The 27,000-nt window shown below is 66.2% G+C and carries 19 protein-coding genes; 17 read left to right on the top strand and 2 right to left on the bottom strand.

The genetic code is table 11. From position 1 onward, the window contains the following. Positions 1-5 precede the first annotated feature (5 nt). The 17 genes from QRQ56_RS24880 (at position 6) to ligA (ending at position 23,297) form a co-directional block, all read left to right on the top strand. Positions 6-1,478 (top strand): UDP-N-acetylmuramoyl-L-alanyl-D-glutamate--2,6-diaminopimelate ligase, encoded by a 1,473-nt coding sequence (locus tag QRQ56_RS24880; protein ID WP_438743670.1) that lies wholly within the window; start codon positions 6-8, stop codon positions 1,476-1,478. Further along, positions 1,475-2,854: a UDP-N-acetylmuramoyl-tripeptide--D-alanyl-D-alanine ligase gene (locus tag QRQ56_RS24875; RefSeq protein WP_438743668.1), complete on the top strand. Its 1,380-nt coding sequence runs from the start codon at positions 1,475-1,477 to the stop codon at positions 2,852-2,854. Before QRQ56_RS24880 ends, QRQ56_RS24875 begins: the two co-directional genes overlap by 4 nt. Before the next feature lie 150 nt (positions 2,855-3,004). After that, on the top strand, positions 3,005-4,108 hold the full coding sequence (mraY, locus tag QRQ56_RS24870) for a phospho-N-acetylmuramoyl-pentapeptide-transferase (protein ID WP_438743666.1): 1,104 nt from the start codon (positions 3,005-3,007) through the stop codon (positions 4,106-4,108). Between the two features lie 109 nt (positions 4,109-4,217). Continuing rightward, positions 4,218-5,615 (top strand): UDP-N-acetylmuramoyl-L-alanine--D-glutamate ligase, encoded by a 1,398-nt coding sequence (gene murD, locus QRQ56_RS24865; RefSeq protein ID WP_438743664.1) that lies wholly within the window; start codon positions 4,218-4,220, stop codon positions 5,613-5,615. Between the two features lie 86 nt (positions 5,616-5,701). Continuing rightward, positions 5,702-6,013 carry a hypothetical protein gene (locus tag QRQ56_RS24860; protein WP_438743662.1) on the top strand — a complete coding sequence of 104 codons (312 nt, stop codon included), beginning with the start codon at positions 5,702-5,704 and terminating at the stop codon, positions 6,011-6,013. 224 nt (positions 6,014-6,237) lie between these two features. Next, on the top strand, positions 6,238-7,389 hold the full coding sequence (gene ftsW / locus QRQ56_RS24855; RefSeq protein ID WP_438743660.1) for a putative lipid II flippase FtsW: 1,152 nt from the start codon (positions 6,238-6,240) through the stop codon (positions 7,387-7,389). Between the two features lie 158 nt (positions 7,390-7,547). Continuing rightward, the gene (gene murG, locus QRQ56_RS24850; protein ID WP_438743658.1) at positions 7,548-8,648 is read left to right on the top strand and encodes an undecaprenyldiphospho-muramoylpentapeptide beta-N-acetylglucosaminyltransferase; all 1,101 of its coding nucleotides are present in this window, start codon (positions 7,548-7,550) and stop codon (positions 8,646-8,648) included. Positions 8,649-8,770: 122 nt separating this feature from the next. After that, positions 8,771-10,174, top strand: coding sequence for a UDP-N-acetylmuramate--L-alanine ligase (gene murC / locus QRQ56_RS24845; RefSeq protein WP_438743656.1), 1,404 nt, complete (start codon positions 8,771-8,773; stop codon positions 10,172-10,174). Positions 10,175-10,178: 4 nt separating this feature from the next. Continuing rightward, positions 10,179-11,096, top strand: a complete 918-nt coding sequence (murB, locus tag QRQ56_RS24840; protein WP_438743654.1) for a UDP-N-acetylmuramate dehydrogenase — start codon at positions 10,179-10,181, stop codon at positions 11,094-11,096. A gap of 132 nt (positions 11,097-11,228) precedes the next feature. Further along, on the top strand, positions 11,229-12,215 hold the full coding sequence (locus QRQ56_RS24835; RefSeq protein WP_438743749.1) for a D-alanine--D-alanine ligase family protein: 987 nt from the start codon (positions 11,229-11,231) through the stop codon (positions 12,213-12,215). 348 nt (positions 12,216-12,563) lie between these two features. Next, the gene (locus tag QRQ56_RS24830; protein WP_438743653.1) at positions 12,564-13,592 is read left to right on the top strand and encodes a cell division protein FtsQ/DivIB; all 1,029 of its coding nucleotides are present in this window, start codon (positions 12,564-12,566) and stop codon (positions 13,590-13,592) included. Next, on the top strand, positions 13,589-14,911 hold the full coding sequence (gene ftsA / locus QRQ56_RS24825; protein WP_438743651.1) for a cell division protein FtsA: 1,323 nt from the start codon (positions 13,589-13,591) through the stop codon (positions 14,909-14,911). The genes QRQ56_RS24830 and ftsA overlap by 4 nt, the downstream gene beginning before the upstream one ends. An 87-nt stretch (positions 14,912-14,998) precedes the next feature. Then, a complete protein-coding gene (ftsZ, locus tag QRQ56_RS24820) occupies positions 14,999-16,792 on the top strand; it encodes a cell division protein FtsZ (protein WP_438743650.1) in 1,794 nt (597 codons plus the stop codon). Positions 16,793-17,155: 363 nt separating this feature from the next. Further along, complete coding sequence (gene lpxC, locus QRQ56_RS24815; protein ID WP_438743648.1) at positions 17,156-18,118, top strand: UDP-3-O-acyl-N-acetylglucosamine deacetylase; 963 nt, start codon at positions 17,156-17,158, stop codon at positions 18,116-18,118. A gap of 259 nt (positions 18,119-18,377) precedes the next feature. Further along, entirely contained in the window at positions 18,378-19,283 is a 906-nt protein-coding gene (locus QRQ56_RS24810) for an outer membrane protein assembly factor BamD (protein WP_438743646.1), read from the top strand. A 13-nt stretch (positions 19,284-19,296) separates the two neighbouring features. Then, positions 19,297-20,967: a DNA repair protein RecN gene (recN, locus tag QRQ56_RS24805; protein ID WP_438743644.1), complete on the top strand. Its 1,671-nt coding sequence runs from the start codon at positions 19,297-19,299 to the stop codon at positions 20,965-20,967. 182 nt (positions 20,968-21,149) lie between these two features. Continuing rightward, positions 21,150-23,297, top strand: coding sequence for an NAD-dependent DNA ligase LigA (ligA, locus tag QRQ56_RS24800; protein ID WP_438743642.1), 2,148 nt, complete (start codon positions 21,150-21,152; stop codon positions 23,295-23,297). Positions 23,298-23,458: 161 nt separating this feature from the next. On the opposite strand, the gene QRQ56_RS24795 is transcribed toward ligA, so the two are convergent. After that, positions 23,459-24,739, bottom strand: a complete 1,281-nt coding sequence (locus tag QRQ56_RS24795; RefSeq protein ID WP_438743641.1) for a multidrug effflux MFS transporter — start codon at positions 24,737-24,739, stop codon at positions 23,459-23,461. Positions 24,740-25,042: 303 nt separating this feature from the next. Continuing rightward, complete coding sequence (locus tag QRQ56_RS24790; protein ID WP_438743640.1) at positions 25,043-26,872, bottom strand: aminopeptidase P family protein; 1,830 nt, start codon at positions 26,870-26,872, stop codon at positions 25,043-25,045. Positions 26,873-27,000: the final 128 nt, after the last annotated feature.

Raw genomic sequence — 27,000 nt, 5'->3', positions numbered from 1 at the left:
AGACCATGAAGCTGCGCGACCTCTTAGGTCAGGATATTCTGGGCCCTGATGCCGCGATCGAGCCCGCCGTCGGGGCGCTCGACGTCACCGGCGTGGCGCTCGACAGCCGCGCGGTCAGGCCGGGCGATCTCTTCTTCGCGCTCGCGGGCAGCAAGACCGACGGCGCGCGCTTCATCGACGCCGCGATTGCCGCGGGCGCGGTGGCCGTGGTCGGCGACCATGCCCCTGACGGCAGCAAGGTGCCGTTCATCAGCGTCGCCAATCCGCGCCGCGCGCTGGCGCTGGCTGCGGCAACCTTCTTCCCCGCCCAGCCGGCGACCATCGCGGCCGTGACCGGCACCAGCGGCAAGACCTCGGTTGCCGCCTTCACGCGCCAGATCTGGGAACGGCTGGGGCATGTCTCGGCCAGCATCGGCACCATCGGCCTCGTCTCGCCCAAGCGCACCGTCTACGGTTCGCTGACGACGCCGGATCCAATCGCGCTGCACCGGCAGATCGACGAGATCACGCGCGAAGGCGTCACGCATCTCGCCTTCGAGGCGTCGTCGCATGGGCTCGATCAGTACCGGCTCGACGGCGTGCGCGTCTCCGCCGGCGGCTTCACCAATCTGTCGCGCGATCACATGGATTATCATCCGACCGTCGCGCACTATCTTGCTGCGAAACTTCGCCTGTTCCGCGAGCTCGTGGCGCCCGGCGGCGCGGCCGTCATCTCGGCCGATCATGATTGCTCGGCGGAGGCGATCGATGCGGCAAAGTCGCGCGGCCTGCGCGTGATGGCAGTGGGCCGCAACGGCGACGGGGCCGGCGAGGGCATTCGTCTCGTCGCGGCCGTGGTGGAGGGCTTCTCGCAAAAGCTGACGCTCGAGCATCGCGGCAAGCGCTATCCGATCCGGCTGCCGCTGGTCGGCGAATTCCAGATCGAGAACGCGCTGGTGTCGGCCGGCCTTGCGATCGGTACCGGCAGCGACGCGGCCGACGTGTTCGCAAGCCTGGAGCATCTCGAAGGCGCCAAGGGGCGACTCGAACTCGTCGGCGAGCGCAACGGCGCGCCGATCTTCGTCGACTATGCCCACAAGCCGGATGCCCTCGTGAAGGCATTGCAGGCGCTGCGTCCTTACGCCAAGCGCAGGCTGGTCGTCGTGTTCGGCGCCGGCGGCGATCGCGATGCCGGCAAGCGTCCGATCATGGGCGCGATCGCGGCCGAGAACGCCGACGGGATCATCATCACCGACGACAATCCGCGCAGCGAGAAGCCGGAAGCGATCCGCGCCGCGATCCTCGCCACGGCCAGGGGCGCCCGCGAGATCGGCGACCGTGCCGCGGCCATTCGCACCGCGATCGAAGAATTGCAGGACGGCGATGCGCTGCTCGTCGCCGGCAAGGGTCACGAGACCGGACAGATCGTCGGTGGCGAGGTTTTGCCCTTCAGTGATCACGAGGCGGTTGCCGCCGCATTAGCGTCGAGGGTTGCATGAGCGCGCCGATATGGACGGTTGCCGAAGTGGCGCGCGCGCTGGGCGCTGCCGGATCGTTCCCGGATACCCCGATCGATTTCGTCACGCAGGACAGCCGGCTGGTGAAGCCAGGCAGCCTGTTCGTGGCGCTGAGCGGTACACCGAGCGGAGGCTTCGTCTCGGCCTTCGCCAGCGGGCGCGACGGCTGGGAGTTCGCCGACAAGGCCGAGGCTTCGGGTGCGGCCGCGATGATCGTGCCGCACGAGATCAAGGGCATCCGCATTCCCCAGATCGTCGTCAAGGACACGCTGATCGACGGCCTCTGGGGTCTCGCACGCGCCGCGCGTGCGCGTTTCAAAGGTCAGGTGATCGGCCTCACCGGCAGCGCGGGCAAGACCAGCACCAAGGAGTTTCTGGCGGCCTATCCGAACGCCTATGCCAGCCCCTCGAGCTTCAACAATTTCTGGGGCGTGCCGCTGACGCTGTGCAATGCGCGTACCGATGCCAGCCTCTGGGTCGTCGAGATGGGCATGAACCAGAAAGGCGAGATCGCGCGGCTGAGCGAATTGACCCGGCCGACCGTCGCGCTCGTCGTCAACGTGCAGCCCGTGCATCTGGAAAAGCTCGGCTCGCTCGAAGCCATCCGGCACGAGAAGGTATCGATCGCGCTCGGCCTGCCCGAGGGCGGGGTGCTGGTGCTGCCCGCAGGGCTCAAGGCCTCGGAATGGAAGGGCAAGGTCGTGCGCTTCGGCGAGCATGCCGAGGTGCACGAGGTCGCGCACGCGCCGCATGGCGAGAGCTGGCAGATCGTGGCGATGATCGGCAAGAAGGAGCTCGCCTTCAGCCTGACGCCGGGCGGGCCGCATCGCGTGCAGAATGCGCTGGCCGCGCTCGCCGCGATCCGCGCGGCCGGGCTCGATGCGGCGACGCTCGCGATCAAGCTCGACCGGGTCGGCATCATGAACGGGCGCGGCGTCGAGCAGGCCGTCGGCGGTATCACCGTGATCGACGACAGCTTCAACGGCAATCCGGCCAGCGTCGCCGCCGCGCTGCAGAGCCTGCAGGCCCGCAACATGACCAGCGGCCGCCGCATTGCGGTGCTCGGCGACATGCTGGAGCTCGGCGACGATGCGCCAGATTATCACACCGCGCTTCTTGAGCACCTCGACGGGATCGACGGGGTCTACTGCGTCGGGCCTCTGATGCGCCACCTCTACGACGTGCTGCCATCGGGCAAGGGCCTCGGCTGGCATGACGATCCCGCCACGCTGAATCCGGGCGAGGTCGCGGGCCTGCTGCAGGCAGGCGATGTCGTGGTTGTCAAGGGCAGCAAGAAGATGTTCTGGGTCAACAAGTTTGTGCCGGGCCTGGTGGCCGCCTTGCAGGCAAAGGCGTAAACTGCTTGGAAGGCGCCGTTCCCGAATCCCAACCCTTTGCGGCGCGAAGCCGTCCGGTGCTCCAAAAGGCCGCACGACCCGCGATGAAGACCAGCGAATGCGCGTGAGGCACGTCGATCAAGCGTGCAAAGGCGCCATAGGACCGTCTGAATGTTTTACTGGCTGATCGAGCTCTCCAACACATTTCCGGGCTTCGGTGCCGTCCGCACCTTCCTGAACGTCTTCCGCTACATCACCTTCCGCACCGGCGGCGCGGTGGTGACCGGTGCGCTGTTCGTGTTCCTGTTCGGGCCCTGGATCATCGATCATTTGCGCATCCGCCAGGGCAAGGGCCAGCCGATCCGGGCCGACGGTCCGCAATCGCATCTCGCCAAGAAGGGCACGCCCACGATGGGCGGGCTGATGATCCTGTCCGGCCTCACGGTCGGCACGGTGCTGTGGGCCAATCCGCTCAACCCTTACGTCTGGATCGTGCTGGCGGTGACGCTCGGCTTCGGCTTCGTCGGCTTCTACGACGACTATCTCAAGGTGACCAAGCAGACCACGAGCGGGTTCGGCAGCAAGCTGCGCCTCCTGATCGAGGCGGCGATCGCGCTGGTGGCCTGCTACGCGCTGGTGCGGCTGAACCGCGATCCCGCCTCGACCGCGCTGACGATCCCCTTCCTCAAGGACACCGTGCTGCATTTCGGCTGGTTCTTCGTCATCTTCGGCGCCTTCGTCATCGTCGGCTCCGGCAACGCGGTGAACCTCACCGACGGTCTCGACGGCCTCGCCATCGTGCCGGTGATGATCGCGACTGCGAGCTTTGCGATGATCGCCTACCTCGCCGGCAACGCGGTGTTCGCCGAATATCTCCAGATCAAATATGTCGCAGGCACCGGCGAGCTCGCGGTGCTGTGCGGCGCGCTGCTCGGCGCCGGCCTCGGCTTCCTCTGGTTCAACGCGCCGCCGGCCTCCATCTTCATGGGCGACACCGGCTCGCTCGCCCTCGGCGGCATGCTCGGCGCGATCGCGGTCGCGGTGAAGCACGAGATCGTGCTCGCGGTGATCGGCGGCCTGTTCGTGCTGGAGGCGGTCTCCGTCATCGTGCAGGTGGTGTCGTTCAAGCTCACGGGCAAGCGCATCTTCCGGATGGCGCCGATCCACCATCATTTCGAGCAGCTCGGCTGGACCGAGCCGCAGATCGTGATCCGCTTCTGGATCATCTCGGTGATGCTGGCGCTCGCCGGCCTCTCCACCCTGAAGCTGCGGTGATGGTGATGTCTCAGGATCGTCATTCCGGGGCTCGCGAAGCGAGAACCCGGAATCTCGAGATTCCGGGTTCGACGCTGGCGCGTCGCCCCGGAATGACAGAGGTCCAATCATGATCCCGGTCACATCCTTCGCCGGCAAGACGGTCGCGGTGTTCGGCCTCGGCGGCTCGGGGCTCGCCTCCTGTTACGCGCTGAAAGCCGGCGGCGCCGAGGTGATCGCCGCCGACGACAATGCCGAGAACGTCGCCAAGGCAGCGCAGGCCGGGTTCATCACGGCGGATCTGCGCAACGTGTCCTGGGCGAATTTCGCCGCGCTCGTGCTCGCGCCCGGTGTGCCTCTGACCCATCCGGTGCCGCATTGGAGCGTGCTGAAGGCGCGCGAGGTGGGCTGCGAGGTGATCGGCGACATCGAGCTGTTCTGCCGCGAGCGTCGCCGCCACGCGCCGAACGCGCCGTTCGTCGCGATCACCGGCACCAACGGCAAGTCGACCACGACGGCCCTGATCGCCCATCTCACGAAGGTCGCCGGCTACGACACCCAGATGGGCGGCAATATCGGCACCGCGATCCTGTCGCTGGAGCCGCCGCGCATGGGTCGGGTCCACGTCATCGAGATGTCGTCCTACCAGATCGACCTCACGCCTTCGCTCGATCCCTCCGTCGGCATTCTGCTCAACGTCAGCGAAGACCATATCGACCGTCACGGCACCATCGCGCATTACGCGGCGGTGAAGGAGCGCCTCGTTGCGGGCGTGCAGGACGGCGGCACCGCGATCGTCGGCGTCGACGACGGCTTTTGCCGCGACATCGCCGACCGGCTCGACCGCGCCGGCAAGAACGTGGTGCGCATCTCCGTCAGGAATCCGCTGGCCTCAGGCATCCATGTCGAGCACGGCAATATCGTGCGCACGGCCGGCGGCGCCCGCAGCGAGGTCGCCGCGCTCGGCGGCATCGGCTCGCTGCGCGGCCAGCACAATGCGCAGAACGCAGCTTGCGCGGCCGCAGCCGTGCTCGCGATGGGCATCGGCAAGGACGTGTTGCAGAGCGGCCTGCGCAGCTTTCCCGGCCTCGCACATCGCATGGAGCAGGTCGGCCGCCGCGGCAACGTGCTGTTCGTCAACGATTCCAAGGGCACCAACGCCGACGCCACCGCGCATGCGCTGTCGTCCTTTGCCGACATCTTCTGGGTCGCCGGCGGCAAGCCGAAGGCGGGCGGCATCACCGGCCTGACCGGGTATTTCCCGCGCATCCGCAAAGCCTATCTGATCGGCGAGGCCGCGCAGGAGTTCTCGGGAACGCTGGGCTCGGTGGCGCACGAGATCAGCCAGACGCTGGACGTTGCCGTCGAGCACGCCGCGCGCGATGCGGAAGCATCAGGCCTCACCGACGCCGTGGTGCTGCTGTCGCCGGCCTGCGCCTCGTTCGACCAGTACCGCAATTTCGAGATCCGCGGCACCAAGTTCCGCGAACTGGTGCAGGCGCTGCCGGGCGTGAAGCCGGTGGTGTGAGGATGTCGCGGCGACGCTGGATCTGGTTGGTCGCTGCTCTTGCTATTCCAGTCGGTTTCCTCTGTGTTGTCCTCGTCGACAACGTCATGCACCAATTCGGCGCGTGCCGTGTCGTTCGTCAGCGCGCATTCGCCTCGCCCAGCGGAAGCCAGTTGGTCGTCGTGGTCTGGAAGTCGTGCGGCGCGACGGAGCCTGATAGTACGCAAGCCAGCATCGTGGCGCGCGGCCGGACGTTCTCGCCCGAGAGCACGCCGACCTTTTTCAGTGTCCGCGGGCATCCCGAGGTCGTCGTCGCCTGGAGCAGCGAGCGGGCGGTCAGGATCGGATTCATTCCCGGGCCAGAGCAGGTCTACAAGCGCGATCAGCGCGTGGGCGATGTCGCGATCTATTACGAATAGGGCAGCTCCGCAGGGTCTCGTGTCCCGGACGCGATGCGGCACGGAGTGACGCTTCGCAGAGCCGGGACCCAGAGGCTGCTGGGCCCCGGCTCTGCAGCGCAACGCAAGCGCGCTGCGCTGCGTCCGGGGCACGAGACCTGTTCACAACTTAATCCACCTCCTTAACTCCGCAGTAACCAACCTCGGCGACCAATGGACCGACCTCTGTCCGAAAGCGGCCGCCCATGCTCTCCCGTGAAGAACGTACCCCCTTTTCCGAGTGGTGGTGGACCGTCGACAAGCCGCTGATGGGCGCCATCCTGGGCTTGATGCTGACCGGCGTGATCCTGTCGCTGGCGGCGAGCCCGCCGGTTGCGACCCGTATCGGGCTCGATCCGTTCCACTTCTTCAGCCGCCACGTGATGTTCTTGGCTCCGTCCTGCCTGGTGCTGCTCGGGGTGTCCTTCCTGTCGCCGCGGTCGATCCGCCGTTCGGCACTGATCATCTTCGCCGCCAGCATCATCCTGATCGTGCTCACGCTCGCGATCGGCCCCGAGGTGAAGGGCTCGCGGCGCTGGATCACGCTGCTCGGCGTCAACATCCAGGCCTCCGAAATCGCAAAGCCGTCCTTCGTCGTGATCGCCGCCTGGCTGTTCGCGGAATCGACCAAGCGGCCGGAAATGCCCGCGACCACGATGGCGCTGGTGCTGCTGCTGATGCTGGTCTCGCTGCTGGTGATGGAACCGGATTTCGGCCAGACCATGCTGATCCTGATGGTGTGGGGCTCGCTGTTCTTCATCGCGGGCATGCGCATGATCTGGGTATTCGGCCTCGCCGGTCTCGGCGCGGCCGGCCTGTTCAGCGCCTATCTGTTCGTCCCGCACGTCGCAGGCCGCATCAAGCGCTTCATGAACCCGGCCTCGGGCGACACCTTCCAGGTCGATACCGCCATGGAAGCCTTCTACAACGGCGGCTGGTTCGGCCTCGGACCGGGCGAGGGCATCGCCAAACGCAGCCTGCCGGACAGCCACACCGACTTCGTGTTCGCTGTTGCCGCCGAGGAGTTCGGCATCATCCTGTGCCTTGCGATGCTGGCGCTGTTCGCCTTCGTCGTCATCCGCACGCTGTCGCGCGCCTACGCCAACGAGGACATGTTCTCGCGCTTTGCCGCCTCCGGTCTTGCGATCCTCTTCGGCGTGCAGGCCGCGATCAACATGTCGGTGAACCTTCAACTCATTCCCGCCAAGGGCATGACGCTGCCGTTCATTTCATACGGCGGCTCCTCGATCGTATCTTTGGCTTACGGTGTCGGCATGATGCTGGCGCTGACACGGCTGCGCCCGCGTACCGAGGTCGAAGCCAGCGGCCACGCCGACGCGATGCGGAGTTACGCGTGACGGTCTCGTGTCCCGGACAAGCGACGCGCTGATCCGAGACCCAGAATGCCGCACCAATGGGCCCCGGTTCAGCAGTGCACCGCAAGGGCGCTGCGCCCGGGGCACGAGCGTCGTAGTCCGCTCGCAATCGCGAAAAAGTCCCTGTAATACTGCCCTTCATGACCACCTCCCCCCTGATTCTTCTCGCCGCGGGCGGCACCGGCGGCCATCTGTTTCCGGCCGAGGCGCTCGGCGTCGAACTGATCCGGCGCGGCTTTCGCGTTCGCCTCGTCACCGACGAGCGCGCGCTGCGCTATAGCGGGCTGTTCACCAAGGACATGATCGACGTCGTCGCGAGTGAGACCGCACGCGGCCGCAATCCGTTGCAGCTCGCCTATGCCGGCTTCACGCTCGCCGCCGGCACGCTGTCGGCCTACAGCCTGATCAAGCGCCTGAAGCCCATCGCCGTCGTCGGCTTCGGCGGCTATCCGACGCTGCCGCCGCTGGTTGCCGCGAAATTCGCCGGCGTGCCCAGCATCATTCACGACGCCAACGCCGTACTCGGCCGCGCCAACCGGTTCCTGTCGAGCCGCGTGCGCGCCATCGCGACGTCGCTGCCGGGCGTGCTCGACCGCGATCCGGCGCTGGCGGGAAAGACCACGACAGTGGGCACGCCGATGCGCCCGGCAGTCCTCGCTGCCGCCGCCGTGCCCTATGCCGCGCCCGAGATGAACGGAGCCTTGCGCCTGCTCGTCGTCGGCGGCAGCCAGGGCGCGCGCATCATGGCCGACATCGTGCCGGGCGCGATCGAGCGGCTCGAGCCGGCACTGTGGAGCCGGCTGATCCTGACCCAGCAGGTGCGCGACGAGGACATGGCGCGCGTGCGCGCCGTCTATGACAAGCTCAAGATCAACGTCGAGCTGGCGCCGTTCTTCACCGATCTGCCGGCGCGGCTCGCCTCCAACCATCTCGTGGTATCGCGCTCCGGCGCCGGCACGGTGGCCGAGCTTGCCGCGATCGGCCGGCCCTCGATCCTGGTGCCGCTGCCGGGCGCGATCGACCAGGACCAGTTCGCCAATGCCGGCGTGCTGGCCAAGGTCGACGGCGCGATCCGCATCCCGCAGACCGAGTTCACCTCGGACCGGCTGGCGTCCGAAATCTCCGCCTTCGCCGCCGAGCCTGCACGGCTTGCGGCGATGGCCGAGGCCGCCCGCGGCGCCGGCCGTCTCGATGCGGCCGAGCGGCTCGCCGATCTGGTGGTCAAGGTCGCTGGAATCTGACGCGAAAAAGCCCTTGTCTTGGCCTCTCAAAGCGGGGCATCCAGTAACAACGGCGCGGCTGATTTGGCCGTGACCTTCGCCAGATGCCGCCCTTTTCCGGCGGCGAGGTCAGGGAACAGAGCATGAGACTGCCGCGCGAGATCGGACCCATCCACTTCGTCGGGATCGGCGGGATCGGCATGAGCGGCATCGCCGAGGTGCTGGTCAATCTCGGCTATGCCGTGCAGGGCTCGGACGCCTCCGACAATTACAATCTCGACCGTCTGCGCAAGAAAGGCGCGAAGGTGTCGGTCGGCCACAAGGCCGAGAATGTCGACGGTGCCGAGGTCGTCGTCGTCTCCACCGCGATCAAGCGCGACAATCCGGAACTGATGGCGGCGCGCGAGCGCCGCATTCCCGTGGTGCGCCGCGCCGAGATGCTGGCCGAGCTGATGCGGCTGAAGAGCTGCGTCGCCATCGCCGGCACGCACGGCAAGACCACTACGACCACGATGGTCGCGACGCTGCTCGACGCCGGCGGGCTCGATCCCACCGTCATCAACGGCGGAATCATCAATGCCTACGGTTCCAACGCGCGGCTCGGTGCCGGCGACTGGATGGTGGTGGAAGCCGACGAGAGCGACGGCACGTTCCTGAAGCTGCCGACCGATGTCGCGATCGTCACCAATGTCGACCCCGAGCATCTCGATCACTTCAAGACCTTCGAGGCCGTGCAGGACGCGTTCCGCCATTTCGTCGAGAACCTGCCGTTCTACGGCTTTGCCGTGATGTGCATCGATCATCCCGTGGTGCAGAGCCTCGTCGGCAAGATCGAGGATCGCCGCATCATCACTTACGGCGAGAACCCGCAGGCCGATGTGCGGTTCGTCGATCTCACGCCGATGGGCGGCGGCTCGAAGTTCAAGGTCGCGTTCCGCGATCGCAAGACCGGCGCCGTGCACGAGATCGCCGATCTCATGCTGCCGATGCCGGGCCGCCACAACGCCTCCAACGCGACGGCCGCGATCGCGGTTGCGCGCGAGCTCGGCGTCTCTGACGATGATATTCGCAAGGCAATCGCCGGCTTCGGCGGCGTCAAGCGCCGGTTCACCAAGACAGGCGAGTGGAACGGCGTCACCGTGATCGACGATTACGGCCACCATCCGGTCGAGATCGCGGCGGTGCTGAAGGCGGCGCGGGAATCCACCAACGGCAAGATCATCGCCGTGGTGCAGCCGCATCGCTACACCCGCCTGCAATCACTGTTCGAGGAATTCTGCACCTGCTTCAACGATGCGGATGCGGTTGTCGTCGCCGATGTCTATGCCGCCGGCGAAGCGCCGGTCGATGGCATCGATCGCGATCATTTCGTTTCGGGTTTGCGTGCCCACGGCCACCGCGAGGTGGTGCCGCTGCCGGCCGCGCCGGAGCTTGCGGGTATCGTCAAGGGATTGGCGAAGTCGGGCGATCTCGTCGTATGCCTGGGGGCTGGCAACATCACGCAATGGGCGTATGCGCTGCCGGATCAGTTGAAGGCGCTGGGGTAGGGCGGTGAGCTTTCCCGACATCACGCCGGACCTCAAGGCCGCGATGCCTGAACTTCGCGGCCGGCTGCTCGCTAACCAGTCGCTGGCCGAGCTGACCTGGTTTCGCGTCGGCGGTCCGGCGCAGGTGCTGTTCACGCCGGCGGACGAGGACGATCTCGCTTATTTCCTCGCGCATCTCACCTCCGACATTCCCGTCTACGTCGTCGGTGTCGGCTCCAACCTGATCGTGCGCGATGGTGGCATTGCCGGCGTGGTGATCCGCCTGGCGCCGCGCGCCTTCGGCGAGGCGAGCGCGAGCCAAGACATCGTCACCGCAGGAGCCGCCGCGCTCGACAAGCGCGTGGCTGAGGTGGCTGCGAGCGCCAATATCGGCGGGCTCGAATTCTATTTCGGCATTCCCGGCACGATCGGCGGCGCGTTGCGCATGAATGCGGGCGCCAATGGCGGCGAGACCAAGGACGTGCTGATCGAGGCGCGCGGCGTCGGGCGCGACGGCACCAAGCATGTTTTCTCCAACGCCGACATGAAGTTCGTCTACCGCAACAGTGGTGTCGATCCCTCTATCATCTTCACTTCCGCGCGTTTTCGCGGCGAGGTCCGGGACGCGGAAGCGATCCGCGCGCGGATGGCGGAGGTGCAGAGCCACCGCGAGACCGCGCAGCCGATCCGCGAGAAGACGGGCGGCTCGACCTTCAAGAATCCGCCCGGCCATTCCGCCTGGAAGCTGGTGGACGCCGCCGGCTGCCGCGGCTTGCGCGTCGGCGGCGCGCAGGTCTCGGAGATGCACTGCAATTTCCTGATCAACACCGGCGATGCCACCGCGCACGACATCGAGGCGCTGGGCGAGACCGTGCGCGAACGGGTGAAGGCAAATTCCGGAATTGAGTTACACTGGGAAATCAAGCGGATCGGGGTTTCATGATCCCTGTCATTCCGGGGCGCGACGAAGTCGCGAGCCCGGAATCCATAACCACAGCCTTCGGTTATGGATTCCGGGCCTGCGCCTAACGGCGCATCCCGGAATGACGAACGAGAGAGATTACGGACCATGACCATGCGCATCACCATCCTCTTCGGCGGCTCCAACCGCGAACGCCTGGTTTCGGTCGCCTCGGCCCAGGCCCTGCATCAGGCGTTGCCCGAGGCCGATCTCTGGTGGTGGGACGTCGAGGACAAGGTGCATGTCGTGCAGTCCAGGCAACTGCTCGAACATGCCCGTCCGTTCGAGGATGAGTTCAAGCCGGGCACGCGCGGTATTCCCTTGGAGCAGGCGCTCGACCAGGCCAGTGCCGAGGATCGCGTGCTTGTGCTCGGCCTGCATGGCGGGCGCGCCGAGAACGGCGAATTGCAGGTGATGTGCGAGGCGCGCGGCGTGCCGTTCACTGGATCCGGCTCGGCGTCCTCGCATCTTGCCTTCGACAAGATCGCGGCCAAGCGGTTTGCCACGCTCGGCGGCGTGACGCCGCCGGAGAACGTTGCGCTTGCCAACATCGACGAAGCCTTCGCTGAATACGGCAAGCTGATCGCAAAGCCGGCGCGCGATGGCTCGAGCTACGGCCTGATCTTCGTCAACGCCAAGCAGGACCTCGTCGCCGTCCGCAACGCGGCGAAGCACGAGGAGTATGTCATCGAGCCCTACATCGCCGGAATCGAAGCGACCTGCGGCGTGCTGGAGCGCGCCGACGGCTCGATCATCGCGCTGCCGCCGATCGAGATCATTCCAGGCGAGGGCAATTTCGACTACGCCGCGAAATATCTGCTGAAGTCGACCCAGGAGATCTGCCCGGGCCGTTTCGCACCCGAGATCACCGCCGCGCTGAAGACGCAGGCGATGCTCGCGCACCGCGCGATGTCCTGCAGCGGCTATTCCCGGTCGGACTTCATCGTCTCTGACAAGGGCCTCGTCTATCTCGAGACCAACACGTTGCCCGGGCTGACCAAGTCCTCGCTCTACCCCAAGGCGCTGAAGGCCGAGGGCATCGCGTTCGTCGACTTTCTGCGCGGCCTGGTGGAGCTCGCCGGGCGGGGCGTACGGAAATAATTAGGACTGGTTAACGGCCGGAACGCCGAAACGGCCCGGTTTGGCGTCCAAAACCGGTAAAATGCCGGACATCGCGGCATAAATGCCTCACATGACGAGGCAAAATACGCCGGACGTTAACGAACTTTACCTTTTGTTTACCAGGACGTCCGAAGGTTAACGCTGGCGGCGCATATGGCGCTTTGGCTGCCGGCGCGTGAGCTGTCGCGGGTGATGTCACCTCCAGCGCACGTATGAAGGGGAGAGGCTTCTTCTGCTGAAGACCAGGACCCGACCCGGCATGTTCAGAACGTCATGTTCGCCAGGATCCGCGCGATGTCGCGGTCAAACTGTTGACGAGCTCGTGCAATGGATGGAGCAGGAAGCCTCACCCGGTCCTTTTTCAGATCGCTGAGGCCCCAAGCTGACCTGAAGGCGGCCGCTGTCGGAGCGGTCGTGCTTCTGCGCGAGTGGATGCAGGACAAGCACGCTGAGGCGCGCGCCGCCGCCAAGGACAAGATCCAGACCAAGGCGAAGGCCAAGGCCGTCGTCGAGCGCGAGCCGCCGCCGCGCGTCGTCGCACTGGTCGAGCGCTATATGCCGCGCCGGGTCGGGATCAGCATGACCGTGCTGCTGCTGATCGCCAGCTGCGGTTTCGGCATCGTCAAGGGCGGCCATCTCCAGGATTTCATCACCGCGGTCAGCGACACCCGCAACGCGCTGGCCAATTCCGCCGGGTTCCGCATCACCTCGGTCGTGATCAACGGCCGCAAACAGCTCACCCAGGACGAAATCCTGGCGATCGGCGGCGTCAGCGGCCGCTCCTCGCTGCTGTTCCTCGATGCCGATGCCGTGCGCGACAAGCTCAAGGCCAATGCCTGGATCGCGGATGCGACCGTGCTGAAGCTCTACCCGGGCCAGCTCATGATCGAGCTCACCGAGCGCAAGGCGTTCGCGCTGTGGCAGGAGGCCGGCCGGCTCTCCGTCATCGCCGACGACGGCGCCGTGCTCGAGCCCTACGTCTCGCGCCGCTTCCTGTCGTTGCCGCTCGTGGTCGGCAAGGGCGCCGAAACCCAGGCACGCGATTTCCTCGCGCTGCTGGCCCGCTATCCGCAGGTCAATGCGGTGACGAAAGCCGCGATTTACGTCGGCGAGCGCCGCTGGAATCTGCGCCTCAAGGACGGTCTCGACATCCGCCTGCCCGAGCAGGACGTCGGCAACGCGCTCGCGCTGCTGACCAAGCTCGACAAGGAGGACAGGCTGTTCTCCCGCGACATCGTCGCCGTCGACATGCGCCTGCCCGATCGGCTGGTGGTGCAGCTGTCCGAGGACGCCGCCAAGGCGCGCGAAGACCTGTTCAAGGACAAGAAGAAAAAGAAGGCCGGGGATTCCGCATGACCGGTCTTGATCGCACCCAGACGCCGAAGACGCGCCAGATGCCGCACAAGCGCGGCGGCCTCGTCGCCTGCCTCGACATCGGCACCAGCAAGATCGCCTGCATGATCGCGCGGCTGAGGCCGTCGGCGCCGAGCGAGGCGCTGCGCGGTCGCACCCACGCGGTGGAATTGATCGGATACAGCCAGATCCAGTCGCGCGGCATGAAGGCCGGCGCGGTGATCGATCTGACCGAATGCGAGCAGGCGGTGCGCCAGGCCGTCGCGCTTGCGGAGAAAATGGCCAAGGTGCGGGTCGAGTCCGTGCTGCTCTCGGTCTCCGGCGGCCGGCTTTCCGGCCAGCTGGTCGAAGCCGCAGCCGACATCCGTGGCGGCGCCGTGACCCAGGCCGACGTCAGCCGCGTCACCTCCACCGGCATGCGTCACGCCACCGGCGAGGGCCGCACCGTGCTGCACGCACTGCCGGTCGGCTACACCCTGGATGGCGTCAAGGGCATCCGCGACCCCCGCGGCATGGTTGCCCATCAATTCGGCGTCGACATGAACGTCGTCACCTGCGACGCCACCGTAGCGCGGAACCTGATGCTGGCGGTCGAACGCTGCCACATCAATGTCGAAGCCATGGCGGCGAGCCCCTATGTCGCCGGATTGTCGGTTCTCACCGACGACGAGGCCGATCTCGGCGCTGCCGTCGTCGAGATGGGCGCAGGCACCACCACGATCGCGGTCTATTCCGGCGGCCGTTTCGTGCATGCGGCCGGTTTTGCGGTCGGCGGGCAACACATCACGATGGATCTCGCGCGCGGACTCTCGGCGACCATTGCCGATGCCGAGCGAATCAAGACGTTATACGGCACCGTCATCACCGGCGGATCGGACTCGCGTGAGCTGATGTCTGTGCCGACGGCCGGTGACGAGCAGGATCTGCCGCAGATCGTTTCCCGCGCCACCATCGCCAACATCGTCAAGCACCGTGCCGAGGAAGTCTTCGAAATGGTTCGGGACAAGCTGAAGGATTCGCCCTTCGCCTCGGAGCCCAACGGCCGCGTCGTGCTGTCGGGTGGAGCCTCGCAGCTCACCGGCCTCGTCGAACTCGGCACCCAGATTCTCGGCCGGCCCGTGCGGGTCGGACGTCCGCTCGGCTTTGGCCGGCTGCCCAACGAGGCGAAGAACGCCGCGTTCGCGGTGCCGGCCGGACTTCTCGTCTACCCGCAATATGTTCACCTCGAACATGTCGAACCGCGGCATACGCGGCAGCAGGTCAGGACGGGGACGGGCGGCTATTTCGGAAAGGTCGGACGATGGCTACGCGAGGGCTTCTGATGACCGCTTTCCGCAAATTCTCATTTTCACCAACTCCCGCGGCCGACGGCCGGGGCGAACCCACGCGCACGTGATCGAGAGGCAAACATGACCATCAGCATCAACGTTCCTGATATTCACGAGTTGAAGCCCCGGATCACCGTGTTCGGCGTCGGCGGCGCCGGCGGCAACGCCGTCAACAACATGATCACGGCGGGCCTTCAGGGCGTCGACTTCGTGGTCGCCAATACCGACGCGCAGGCGCTGACGATGTCGAAGGCGCAGCGTATCGTGCAGATGGGCACGGTGGTCACGCAGGGCCTCGGCGCGGGTTCGCAGCCGAACGTCGGCGCCACCGCGGCGGAAGAGGTGATGGACGAGCTGCGCGACCATCTCTCCGGCGCCAACATGGTGTTCGTCACCGCCGGCATGGGCGGCGGTACCGGCACGGGTGCTGCTCCCGTCATCGCCAGGATCGCGCGCGACATGGGCATCCTCACCGTCGGCGTCGTGACCAAGCCCTTCCACTTCGAGGGCGCCCGCCGCATGCGTACGGCCGAGGCCGGCATCGCCGAGCTGCACAAGGTCGTGGATACGCTGCTCATCATCCCGAACCAGAACCTGTTCCGGGTCGCCAACGAGAAGACCACCTTCGCCGACGCCTTCGCGATGGCCGACCAGGTGCTCTACTCGGGCGTTGCCTGCATCACCGACCTCATGGTCAAGGAAGGCCTGATCAACCTCGACTTCGCCGACGTGAGAGCGGTGATGAAGGAGATGGGCAAGGCGATGATGGGCACGGGCGAGGCTTCCGGCGACAAGCGCGCGCTGACCGCTGCTGAAGCCGCGATCGCCAACCCGCTGATCGACGACAGCTCGATGAAGGGCGCCAAGGGGCTCCTCATCTCCATCACCGGCGGCAAGGACCTCACTTTGTTCGAAGTCGACGAAGCCGCGACCCGCATCCGCGAGGAGGTCGACCAGGACGCCAACATCATCGTCGGCGCCACCTTCGACGAAGCGCTCGACGGCCTGATCCGCGTTTCCGTCGTTGCCACCGGCATCGAGCAGGCCGCGATCGCCCGCAACAGCCAGGCCACCAGTGCTCCGGTTGCGAACGCGGCGCCGCAGGCGCAGCAGGCGCCTGCAGCTCCGGCCGTCGCCGCCGAGAGCCGCCTTGCCGACCTGACCGCCCGGCTCCGCGCCGACAATCAGCGTATGGCTGAGCGCGCCCAGAAGCTGGAAGGCCAGCTTCCGGCCGCAGTCGCTGCCGCGCCGATGGCGCCCCGTCCGAATGTCGAGCGCGCCGCGCTCGCCGCCATTGCCGCCGCCGTCGCGGATGTCCCGCAGGCTCCGGCGCCGATGCAGACCTATGGTGACGTGACCGTGCGCCCGATCGCGCAGAAGCCGACCCTGTTCCCGGAGCCGGAGCAGGCCCCGGTCGCGATGCAGGAGCCGATGATGCCGGAAAACTTCATCCCGCCGCAGGCCGAGCGCCCGCCGGTCCGCGCGCCGCGGATGCCGCGCATCGACGAGCTGCCGATGCAGGCCCAGGCCGAGATTCGCCAGGCCCGCGGCGAGGTCGAGGAGGAACCCACCCAGAAGACCCGCCTGTCGCTGTTGCAGCGCCTCGCCAATGTCGGCCTCGGCCGTCGTGACGAGGAAAGCGAGGCTCCGGTCGCCGCCCGTAGCGCCGGTCCCGCGATGCCGCCGCTGCCCGATCGCCGGCCGCAGAAGACCGTAGCGCAGCAGATCGCGTCGAGCGACCCGGTATCTGAGTACGCCCGTCGTCCCGCGCCCCAGGGCTTGGATATGCATGGCCGTCCGGCGCCTGTTGCGCCGGCGCCACAGGGCGACGACCATCTTGATATCCCGGCCTTCCTGCGGCGTCAGGCGACCTGAGGATTGTTACAATAAGGCGGACGAAAAAGGGTCCCGGCAACAAGCTTGCCGGGACCTTTCCTTTTGTCCCGTGCATGCCCGGATTGCGTAAGCAAGCAACTGATTTTAAATCATTAATTACGCATTCGGGTGTTCAGTAAAACTGCCGGAAACGGCCCAAAACCTCGGCGCAATTTGGTTAAGCCTTGGCGCGAATGCGGCAGGTTTGGGGTAACAATCGGTAAAAAAGCGTGAGTTGGCGCTGTTTGAGGCAGTGACTATGGTTTGGCGTGACTTGGGGATACGGATTCGCAGGGGCTCGGCACTGGCCGGCCAAGCGGGTCTAGTATAAGTCGCAGTGGGTCGTAGTGGGGCGGGTTCCTGATGAAATTTAGCCGGCAAACAACGCTTGGTGCGCAGGCCTCTGTGGCAGGCGTAGGCGTTCATTCCGGTCTTCCCGTCACTCTCACGCTTGGACCTGCGCCTATCGACGCGGGTTTTATTTTTGTCCGCACGGGCCTCGAGGGAAGTGATCGCGAAGTTCAGGCAACCGCCGAGCAGGTGATTGCGACCGACTTCGCTACCGTCCTCGGCGACCGCAACGGTCCGCTGGTCTCCACCGCCGAGCACGTGCTTGCTGCGCTGCGGGGCATGGGTGTCGACAACGCCACCATCGAAATCGACGGTCCGGAAGTGCCGATCATGGACGGCAGCGCCGCTGCCTTCGTTGCGGCGATCGACCAGGCTGGCATCGTCACCCAATCGGCACAGCGCCGCTTCATCCAGGTTTTGAAGCCGATCTCGGTCAAGATCGGCGACTCCTTCGGCGAGATCCGTCCTTACGCGAACGGGTTCCGTGCCGAGGTCGAGATCGACTTCACCAATCCCGTCATCGGCCAGCAGGCTTATGCCTTCGACCTCAGCCCTGAGCGTTTCCGCCGCGAAGTCGGCCGGGCCCGCACCTTCGGCCTGATGTGCGACGTCGCCCGGCTGTGGAGCGCGGGCTATGCCCTCGGCGCCTCCTTCGACAACACCGTCGTGTTCGACGACGAGCGGCTGCTCAACACCGAGGGCCTGCGCTACGCCGACGAATGCGCCCGCCACAAGGTTCTGGACGTGATCGGCGACCTGTCGCTGGCCGGCCTGCCGCTGCTCGGCGCCTACCGTTCGGTGCGTGGCGGCCACAAGCTCAACCACGCCGTCCTCACCGCGCTGCTCGCCGACCGTACCGCCTGGCGGGTGGTCGAGGGCGAGGCTGCTCGCCGCACCACGCGCCCCGTCGGCGAAGTCGGTTACGGCATCGTCGGCGGCCGGATCGCTGCGGCCTACGGGCCGGACGTGTCCTGACAGATCTGCTCCTGGCAGCCTTGCTGTCGCAGGTATTGGCCGCGGCAGCCCCGGGAAACTCCTGGTAACCATGATCGACTAGGATTGCGGCAAGTTCGCCTTAATCCGGGCGGAATGCCTGCCTATCCGGTTGGTTAAAGATCGCTTTTCGGATACATCGGCGTGGTCGCATGGCGAGGCACCACGGTTACATTTCGCGCCCATGGCGGGGTTCATGGGCTGGCGAGCACCGCACCACAGGGCGTCAGGGCTTAAACTCATGTCGGCACAGCGTATGACGCGCGGATATTTCCAGGCCTTGTCCCGAGAGGTCTCGTCGCGAGGCCGCGGGCTGCTTCAGGCCGTCACCTTCATCATGCTCGCGCTGCCGCTCGCCGGCTGCGGCACCGGCTCGCTCTGGGACAAGTTCACCGCCAAGGACGACACCTTCGTCGAGGAGCCCGCCGACAAGATCTACAATGAGGGCCTGTACCTCATGAACGAGAAGAAGGACATGAAGGCGGCGAACAAGAAGTTCGAAGAGGTCGACCGCCAGCATCCTTATTCCGAGTGGGCCCGCAAATCGCTGCTGATGTCCGCCTATGCGTCCTATCAGGGCGGCGACTACGACGGCTGCATCGGCGCGGCCACCCGCTACGTCACGCTGCATCCCGGCAGCCCGGACGCGGCCTATGCGCAGTATCTGATCGCCGCTTCCCATTACGACCAGATCCCGGACGTCAGCCGCGACCAGGCCCGCACCGAGAAGTCCATCGCGGCGCTGGAAGAGGTGGTGCGCAAATATCCGAACTCGGAATACGCCACGTCGGCGAAGGCCAAGATCGAGGGTGCCCGCGACCAGCTCGCCGGCAAGGAAATGAATACCGGCCGCTACTACGCGCAGAAGCGCGACTACACGGCGGCGATCAACCGCTACAAGACCGTCGTCACGCAGTACCAGACCACCCGCCATGTCGAGGAGGCGCTGTACCGGCTGACCGAAGCCTATATGGCGATCGGCATCGTCGGGGAGGCGCAGACCGCGGCGGCTGTGCTTGGTCACAATTTTCCTGACAGCCGCTGGTACAAGGACGCCTATAATCTTGTAAAATCCGGCGGTCTCGAGCCGAGCGAGAATCAGGGGTCCTGGATCAGCAAGACCTTCAAGAAAATGGGTCTCGGCTAGGAAATAGGGTTCCATGCTGGCGCGTCTGTCGATCCGTGACATCGTCCTGATCGAACGGCTCGATATCGAATTCGCCACCGGACTTGCGGTTTTGACCGGCGAGACCGGTGCGGGCAAATCCATCCTGCTCGATGCCTTTGCGCTGGCGCTCGGCGGCCGCGGCGACGCCGGCCTCGTGCGCCACGGCGCGGAGCAGGGGCAGGTCACTGCCGTGTTCGATATCCCGAAGAATCACCCCGCGGCGAAGATCCTCGCCGAAAACGGTCTGGATGACACCGGCGAGATGATTCTCCGCCGCGTGCAGCTCGCCGACGGCCGCACCCGCGCCTTCATCAACGACCAGTCGATCTCCGTGCAAACGTTGAAGGCGGTCGGGGCCGCCCTGGTCGAGATCCACGGCCAGCACGACGAGCGCGCGCTGGTCGATGCCGCCACCCATCGCCGCCTGCTCGATGCCTTCGCGGGCCTGGAGAAGGACGTCGCCGCGATCGAGACGCTCTGGGACGTGCGCCGGACCGCCAACACGGAGCTGGAGGAGCATCGCGCCGGCATGGAGCGCGCCGCCCGCGAGGCCGATTATCTGCGTCATGCCTCGGCCGAGCTGAAGCAGCTTGCCCCCAAGGATGGCGAGGAGACCTCGCTCGCCAATCGCCGCACCACCATGATGCAGGGCGAGAAGATCGCCTCCGATCTGCGCGAGGCGCAGGAGGCGGTCGGCGGTCACAATTCGCCGGTCGCGACACTCGCGGCCGCCGTGCGCCGGCTGGAGCGTCGCGGCGTCAATTCGCCGGCACTGGTCGAGCCCGCCGTGAAGGCGATCGACGCCGCCATCAACGCGCTGGAGGAGGCCGACCAGCATCTCCAGGCCGCCCTTGCCGCCACCGATTTCGACCCGGCCGAGCTCGAGCGCATCGAGGAGCGGCTGTTCGCCTTGCGCGCAGCCTCCCGCAAATATTCGACGCCGGTCGACGGGCTCGCGGCCCTCGCCGCCAAATATGCCGCCGACGTCGTGCTGATCGATGCCGGCGCCTCGCAGCTGAAGAAGCTGGAGCAGGCCGCAATCGAGGCAGATAGCCGCTATGCCGCCGCTGCCAAGAAGCTGTCGATGGCGCGGCAGAAATCGGCGGAGAAGCTCAACAAGGCCGTCAATGCCGAGCTCGCCCCGCTCAAGCTCGAGCGCGCCAAGTTCATGACCCAGGTCGCGACCGACGAAGCCGCGCCCGGGCCGCAAGGCTTCGACCGGGTCGAGTTCTGGGTGCAGACCAATCCGGGCACCAAGCCGGGGCCGATGATGAAGGTCGCCTCCGGCGGCGAGCTCTCGCGCTTCCTGCTGGCGCTCAAGGTCGTGCTGTCCGACCGCGGCTCGGCGCCGACGCTTGTCTTCGACGAGATCGATACCGGCGTCGGCGGCGCGGTCGCGGACGCCATCGGCGGCCGCCTGGCGCGCCTCGCCGGCAAGGTCCAGGTGATGGCCGTGACCCACGCCCCGCAGGTCGCCGCGAGGGCCGACCAGCATCTCTTGATCTCCAAGGACGCCCTCGACAAGGGCAAGCGCGTCGCCACCCGCGTCAACGCGCTCGCCGCCGACCACCGCCGCGAGGAAATCGCGCGGATGCTGGCAGGAGCCGAGATCACGGCCGAGGCGAGGGCTGCGGCGGAACGGCTTCTGAAGGCGGCAAGCTAGGTCTCGTGTCCCGGACGCGCATAGCGCGAGCCGGGACCCAGACTGCCGCCGCACGGGACCCGGATTAGCAGTGCACCGCACCGGACGATGCTGCGCATCGGCGGGAGCGCTGCACAGCATCCAGGGAACAAAGCGCCCAACCTGCCTTTACCCTCCCGCCCGCTCCGTCGTATCCAAGCAGCATGGCAAGAGCAGCAAAATCCAAACCGCTTCGTGACGTCGCCGATCTCACCAAGGCGCAGGCCAAGGTCGAGCACATGCGGCTGGCGCTGGAGATCGAGGGACACAACGAGCGCTACTATCAGGAGGACGCGCCCACCGTCACCGACGCCGAGTACGACGCGTTGCGCCAGCGCTTCAATGCCATCGAAAAGCGCTTTCCCGAGTTTGTCAGCGCGGACTCGCCGTCCCAGAAAGTTGGCGCGGCACCGTCAGGCCGCTTCAAGAAGGTGCAGCACTCCGTTCCGATGCTCTCGCTCGACAACGCCTTTGCCGAAGAGGACGTGCGCGACTTCGTCGGGCGTATCGTGCGTTTCCTCAAGCTCGACGACGACAAGGTCAATTTCTCCGCCGAGCCGAAGATCGACGGCCTGTCGATGTCGCTGCGCTATGAGGGCGGCGAGCTGGTCACCGCGGCGACGCGCGGCGACGGTGCGGTGGGCGAGGACGTCACCGCCAATATCCGCACGCTCGAAGACGTGCCGCAGAAGCTGAAGGGACGCAATATCCCGGAGATATGCGAGGTTCGCGGCGAGGTCTACATGACCAAGAAGGCGTTCCTGGCGCTCAACGAGCGGCAGAAGGCTGCGGGCGATACCATCTTCGCCAATCCACGCAATTCGGCTGCGGGCTCGCTCCGCCAGAAGGACCCGACCATCACCGCTTCGCGTCCTCTCGGCTTCTTCGCCTATGCGTGGGGGCAGATGAGCGACATGCCGGAAGAAACGCAGAGTGGCATGATCCATTGGTTCGAGCGCTGCGGCTTCAAGACCAATCCGCTGACCAGGCTGTGTCACTCCGTCGAGGAGCTGATCGCGTTCCACCAGAAGATCGAGGAGGAACGCGCAAAACTCGACTACGACATCGACGGCGTCGTCTACAAGGTCGACCGCATCGACTGGCAGGAGCGCCTCGGCTTCGTGTCGCGCACGCCGCGCTGGGGCATCGCGCACAAATTCCCGGCCGAGCAGGCCATGACGGTGCTGCGCGACATCGAGATCCAGGTCGGCCGCACCGGCTCGTTCACGCCGGTCGGCAAGCTGGAGCCGATCGGGGTCGGCGGCGTGATCGTGCAGAACGTCACACTGCACAACGAGGACTACATTAAGGGCATCGGCAACAAGGGCGAGGTCCTGCGTGAGGGGCGCGACATCAGGATCGGCGACACGGTCGTGGTCCAGCGTGCCGGCGATGTGATCCCGCAGATCGTCGACGTCGTTCTCGACAAGCGACCTAAGAGCGCCAAGGAGTTTCATTTCCCGAAGAAGTGCCCGTGCCCGCTGCACACCGACGTCGTGCGCGGCGAGACCGCGGCCGGCGAAGAGGAATCCCGCGCCCGCTGCAGCGGCGAATTCGCCTGCCCCTATCAGAAGATCGAGCATCTCAAGCTGTTCGTGTCGCGCCGTGCCTTTGATATCGATGGATTGGGGGAGAAGCAGCTCCAGTATTTCTTCGACGAAGGCTGGGTCAAGGAGCCCGCCGACATCTTCACGCTGGAGAAGCGCAATTCGAAATTGAAGCTCGAGGAGGTCGAGGGCTACGGCGAAACTTCGGTGCGCAACCTGTTCGGCGCCATCGAGAGCCGCCGGAAAATCGCGCTGGAACGCTTCGTCTATGCGCTCGGCATGCGCCATGTCGGCGAGACCACGGCGCTGGCGCTCGCGCGCGGCTACGGCTCCTGGGACGCCTTCCACGACGCCTGCCTCAAGGTCGCCAAGGGCGACGAGGAGGCGATCGCCGAGATGGACGCACTGGACCAGATCGGCGACACCGTGATCAAGAGCATCGCCGACTATTTCGGCGAGAGCCACAATCGCGGCATCGTCGAGCGGCTGACCAAGGAAGTCGAAATCATCGACGCCGAGAAGCCAAAGAGCAATTCGGCCGTCGCCGGCAAGACCGTGGTGTTCACGGGATCGCTGGAGAAGATGACGCGCGACGAGGCCAAGGCGACCGCGGAACGTCTCGGCGCCAAAGTATCGGGTTCGGTGTCGAAGAAGACCGATCTCGTCGTCGCCGGCCCCGGCGCGGGCTCGAAGCTCGCGGAAGCCAACAAGCACGGCGTCAAGGTGCTGACCGAGGACGAGTGGCTGACGCTGATCGGGGAGTGAGGGTGCGCCTTCCACTCACTCCGCTGTCATCGCCCGGCTTGACCGGGCGATTCAGTACTCTGAGACGGCAGTGCTAGAGCCGAGAAGCTGCGGCGTACTGGATCCCCCGCCTTCGCGGGGATGACGCTGAGCGTGTCGTGACAGCCGTCGCATGGCGACGGCTACATCATCCCCGTCTCTTCCTCTTCCGCCTGCTCGATCAGCTTCTCGCTCACCACCACCTCGCGGCGGGGGACGATGAAGATCATCACGCAGGCGCAGAGCAGGGAGATCGCGAGCACCGCCGAGGTGAGCGGCAGCGTCGTTGCGGAGTGGCCGCCGAGATAGGCGCCGAATTGCGACATCAGCGCGCCGATACCCTGTTGCAGGAAACCCATCGCGCCTGAGGCCGTGCCGGCCGCTTCGGGGCGGATGCTGATCGCGCCGGCGGCGGAGTTCGCCATCACGAAGGCATTGCCGACCATCACGATCATCTGCGTGCCGAACAGCCAGGCCGGCGCCTCGTTCCAGCCCGCAAAACTCCAGAGCAGGTTCAACAGGCTGCCGCAGAGCTGCAGGCCGAGCCCGAACCAGATCAGCTTCTCCAGCGAGTGCCGCGGCGCAAAGCGCACGCAGAGCAAATTGCCGACCAGATACGCAAAGCCGGTCGTTGCAAACCAGGCGCCGTATTCCGCACTGGTCCGGCCCATCTGCGTCACCACGATGTAGGGACCGCCGCCCGCGAAGGTGAAGATGATCTGCGAAGCCAGCACCTGGCACAACACATAGCCGACGAAAGCGCGGCTCTTGATCAGGGTGCCGACGTCGCTGCGAAAGCCGCCGCTGCCGGCGGCACGGTCGCGGCGCGTCTCTGGCAGCGCCAGTGCGATGCCGACGGCAACGGCGAGCGCGGCGATCGTGACGGCGTAGAAGATCGCGCGCCAGCCGAAGGCGGTTTCGATCAGGCCTCCCGTGAGCGGCGAGACCATCTGTCCGATCATCAGCGCCGCGACCACGAGGCTGATCATGGAGGCGACGCGGTCGCGCTCGTAGATGTCGCGGATGATGGCCCGGCTGATCACCATGCCGGAGGCGCCGCCAAGCGCCTGGAAGAAGCGCGCGGCAATCAATTGCGGTAGGGTCTCGGCGAAGATGCAGGCGACGCTCGCCACGACCATCAGCGCAAGACCGCTCAGCAGCACCGGGCGCCGGCCGAATTTATCCGACAGCGGCCCCATGATCAGCTGGGACAGCGCGATGCCAACCATGTAGAGCGACACCGTCATCTGCGCGATCGAGATGTCGCGTCCGAAATTCGTTGCCAGCACCGGCAGTGCCGGAACCAGGATGTACAGCGAGATCGGGGCGATTCCGGTCATGACGACCAGCAGCAGCAACACCCCGCGCGATGTCGCGATGTGCTTCGTTGCCGCGTCCGGCGGCTTGCTGATCATGCCGTGCATAGGCGTCCGTCTTTCGAATTCGAATCGACTGTAGCGTGCCTGCGCAAGACGGATATCGGCGTTTCGGAATGCGGCTATTCGGATTTCGGGATGGTTATCATTGCAGCGCGATGGCGACGATTGGGCGCACATCGTGTTCCAGCAGGTCGGTGTCATTCCCCGCGAAAGCGGGGAATCCAGTACGCCGCGGCTTATCCGGATACGTTTGGCGCCTCTGGGATACTGGATGCCCCGCCTTCGCGGGGCATGACGATTGTGGTGGAGCGAACAGCCTTGCGTCAGTCGCGTAGCGCCATGCGCGCGCTATGCCTTCAGCTCCGCCGTCGCCTGATCGAGCCAGGCTTTCGTCGCCTCGTCCAGCGCCGGTCCAACCTCGGTGCGGACGCGCGCATGGTAGGCGTTGAGCCAGGCGAGCTCGTCCTTGCCCAGCATCCCGACATCGATCAGCCGGCGGTCGATCGGCGCCAGCGTCAGCGTCTCGAACGCGTTCATCGGCTTCTCCGCGCCCTTGATGCTGGCTTCCACCACCAGCTCGAGATTCTCGATGCGGATGCCGAAGCCGTCGGTCTTGTAGTAGCCGGGCTCGTTGGAGAGGATCATGCCGCGCTTCAGCGGCGTGGTGCCGAGCTTCGAAATGCGCGCCGGTCCTTCGTGCACGCTGAGATAGCTGCCGACGCCGTGGCCGGTGCCGTGCTCGAAATCGACGCCGGCGGCCCAGAGATATTGCCGTGCCAGCGTGTCGAGCTGTGCGCCGGTGGCGCCGTCCGGGAAGACCGCGCGCGCGATGGCGATATGGCCGCGCAGCACGCGGGTGAAGCGGTCGCGCATCTCGGCTGTGGGCTCGCCCACGGCCATGGTGCGCGTGACGTCGGTGGTGCCGTCTTCGTATTGCGCGCCGGAATCGATCAGCAGCAGATCGCCGGGCGCGATCCGCCGGTTGCTCTTGCGGGTGACGCGGTAGTGCACGATGGCGCCGTTCGGGCCGGTGCCGGAGATGGTCGGGAACGAGACGTCCTTCAGCGCGCCGGTGTCGCGGCGGAACGTCTCCAGAGCCTCGACCGCGTCGATCTCGGTGAGCTTGCCGCTCGTGGCCTCGCGGTCGATGAAGGCAAGGAAGCGTGCCAGCGCCACGGCATCCCGCACATGGGCGGTCTTGGTGCCCTTGATCTCGGTCGCGTTCTTGACCGCCTTCAGCAGTGCGATCGGATCACTGCCGCGCACCGGCTTGCCGCCGGCGCTTGCGATCAGGCGGCCGAGTGCGTCGGCCGCGGTGGCGCTGTCGAGCGCGATCGATCCGCCGCCCTTGGCGAGCGCCATCAATGTCGGCGCCATCGCGTCGGGCTCGCGCACGTCGGCGGATTGCTCGAGATGGTCGCGGGTGAGATTGGAGAGCTTGCGGTTGTCGATGAAGATGGTCGGCCGCCCGTCCTTCGGCACCAGCGCGTAGGACAGCGGCAGCGGCGTATGGGCGACATCTGCGCCGCGGATGTTGAAGGTCCAGGCGACCGCATGGCTGTCGGACAGCACGAGCGCGTCGACGCCCAGCTTGTCGATCTCGCTTCTGATCTGCGTCAGCTTTTCGGCTTCCGCGACGCCGGCATGCTGGAGGCCGTGCACGGCGACGGGGGCGAGCGGCGGCTGCGGGCGGTCCTGCCAGACCGCGTCGACCGGATTGCTGTCGACGGCAACCAGCTCGGCGCCGGCCTTGGCGCAGGCGGCGGACAGGCGCTCGGCTGCCGCAAAAGTGTGCAGCCACGGATCAAATCCGAGGCGGTCGCCGGCTTTCAGATGCGCCGCCACCCAGCTCTCCGGCGGCGGGTCGATCAGCGATTCCACGGCCCACGCCTTTGCATCGACCTGCTTGGCGGCCTGCAGCGTGTAGCGGCCGTCGACGAACAATGCGGCCTCCTGGGCCAGCACCACCGCCAATCCTGCCGAGCCGGTAAAGCCGGTCAGCCAGGCCAGCCGCTCTTCCGACGGCGGCACATATTCGTTCTGCTGCTGATCGGCGCGCGGAATCACGAAGCCGGCGAGCTTGCGGCGGGCGAGTTCTTCGCGGAGTGCGGCCAGCCGTGCCGTCAATGCGACGCCGGCCTCCGGCTCCTCGAATGTCTGGAAGTGTGCTTCGAACATGGTGGATCACTCTAGGATCATGGTGACGAGTCCGCAATCTGGACGCATTTGCGTCGCATCTGGCATGGACTGTGCTTGAAATAGTTCCATTCGTATCGAGTGGAGTTGAGGGATGCGGCAGTCGCGCT

It is taken from the genome of Bradyrhizobium sp. U531 (assembly GCF_051710265.1).
Classification (GTDB): domain Bacteria; phylum Pseudomonadota; class Alphaproteobacteria; order Rhizobiales; family Xanthobacteraceae; genus Bradyrhizobium.
The sequence above is the reverse complement of the archived record's forward strand: the minus strand, read 5'-3'. Positions and strand labels throughout refer to the sequence as shown.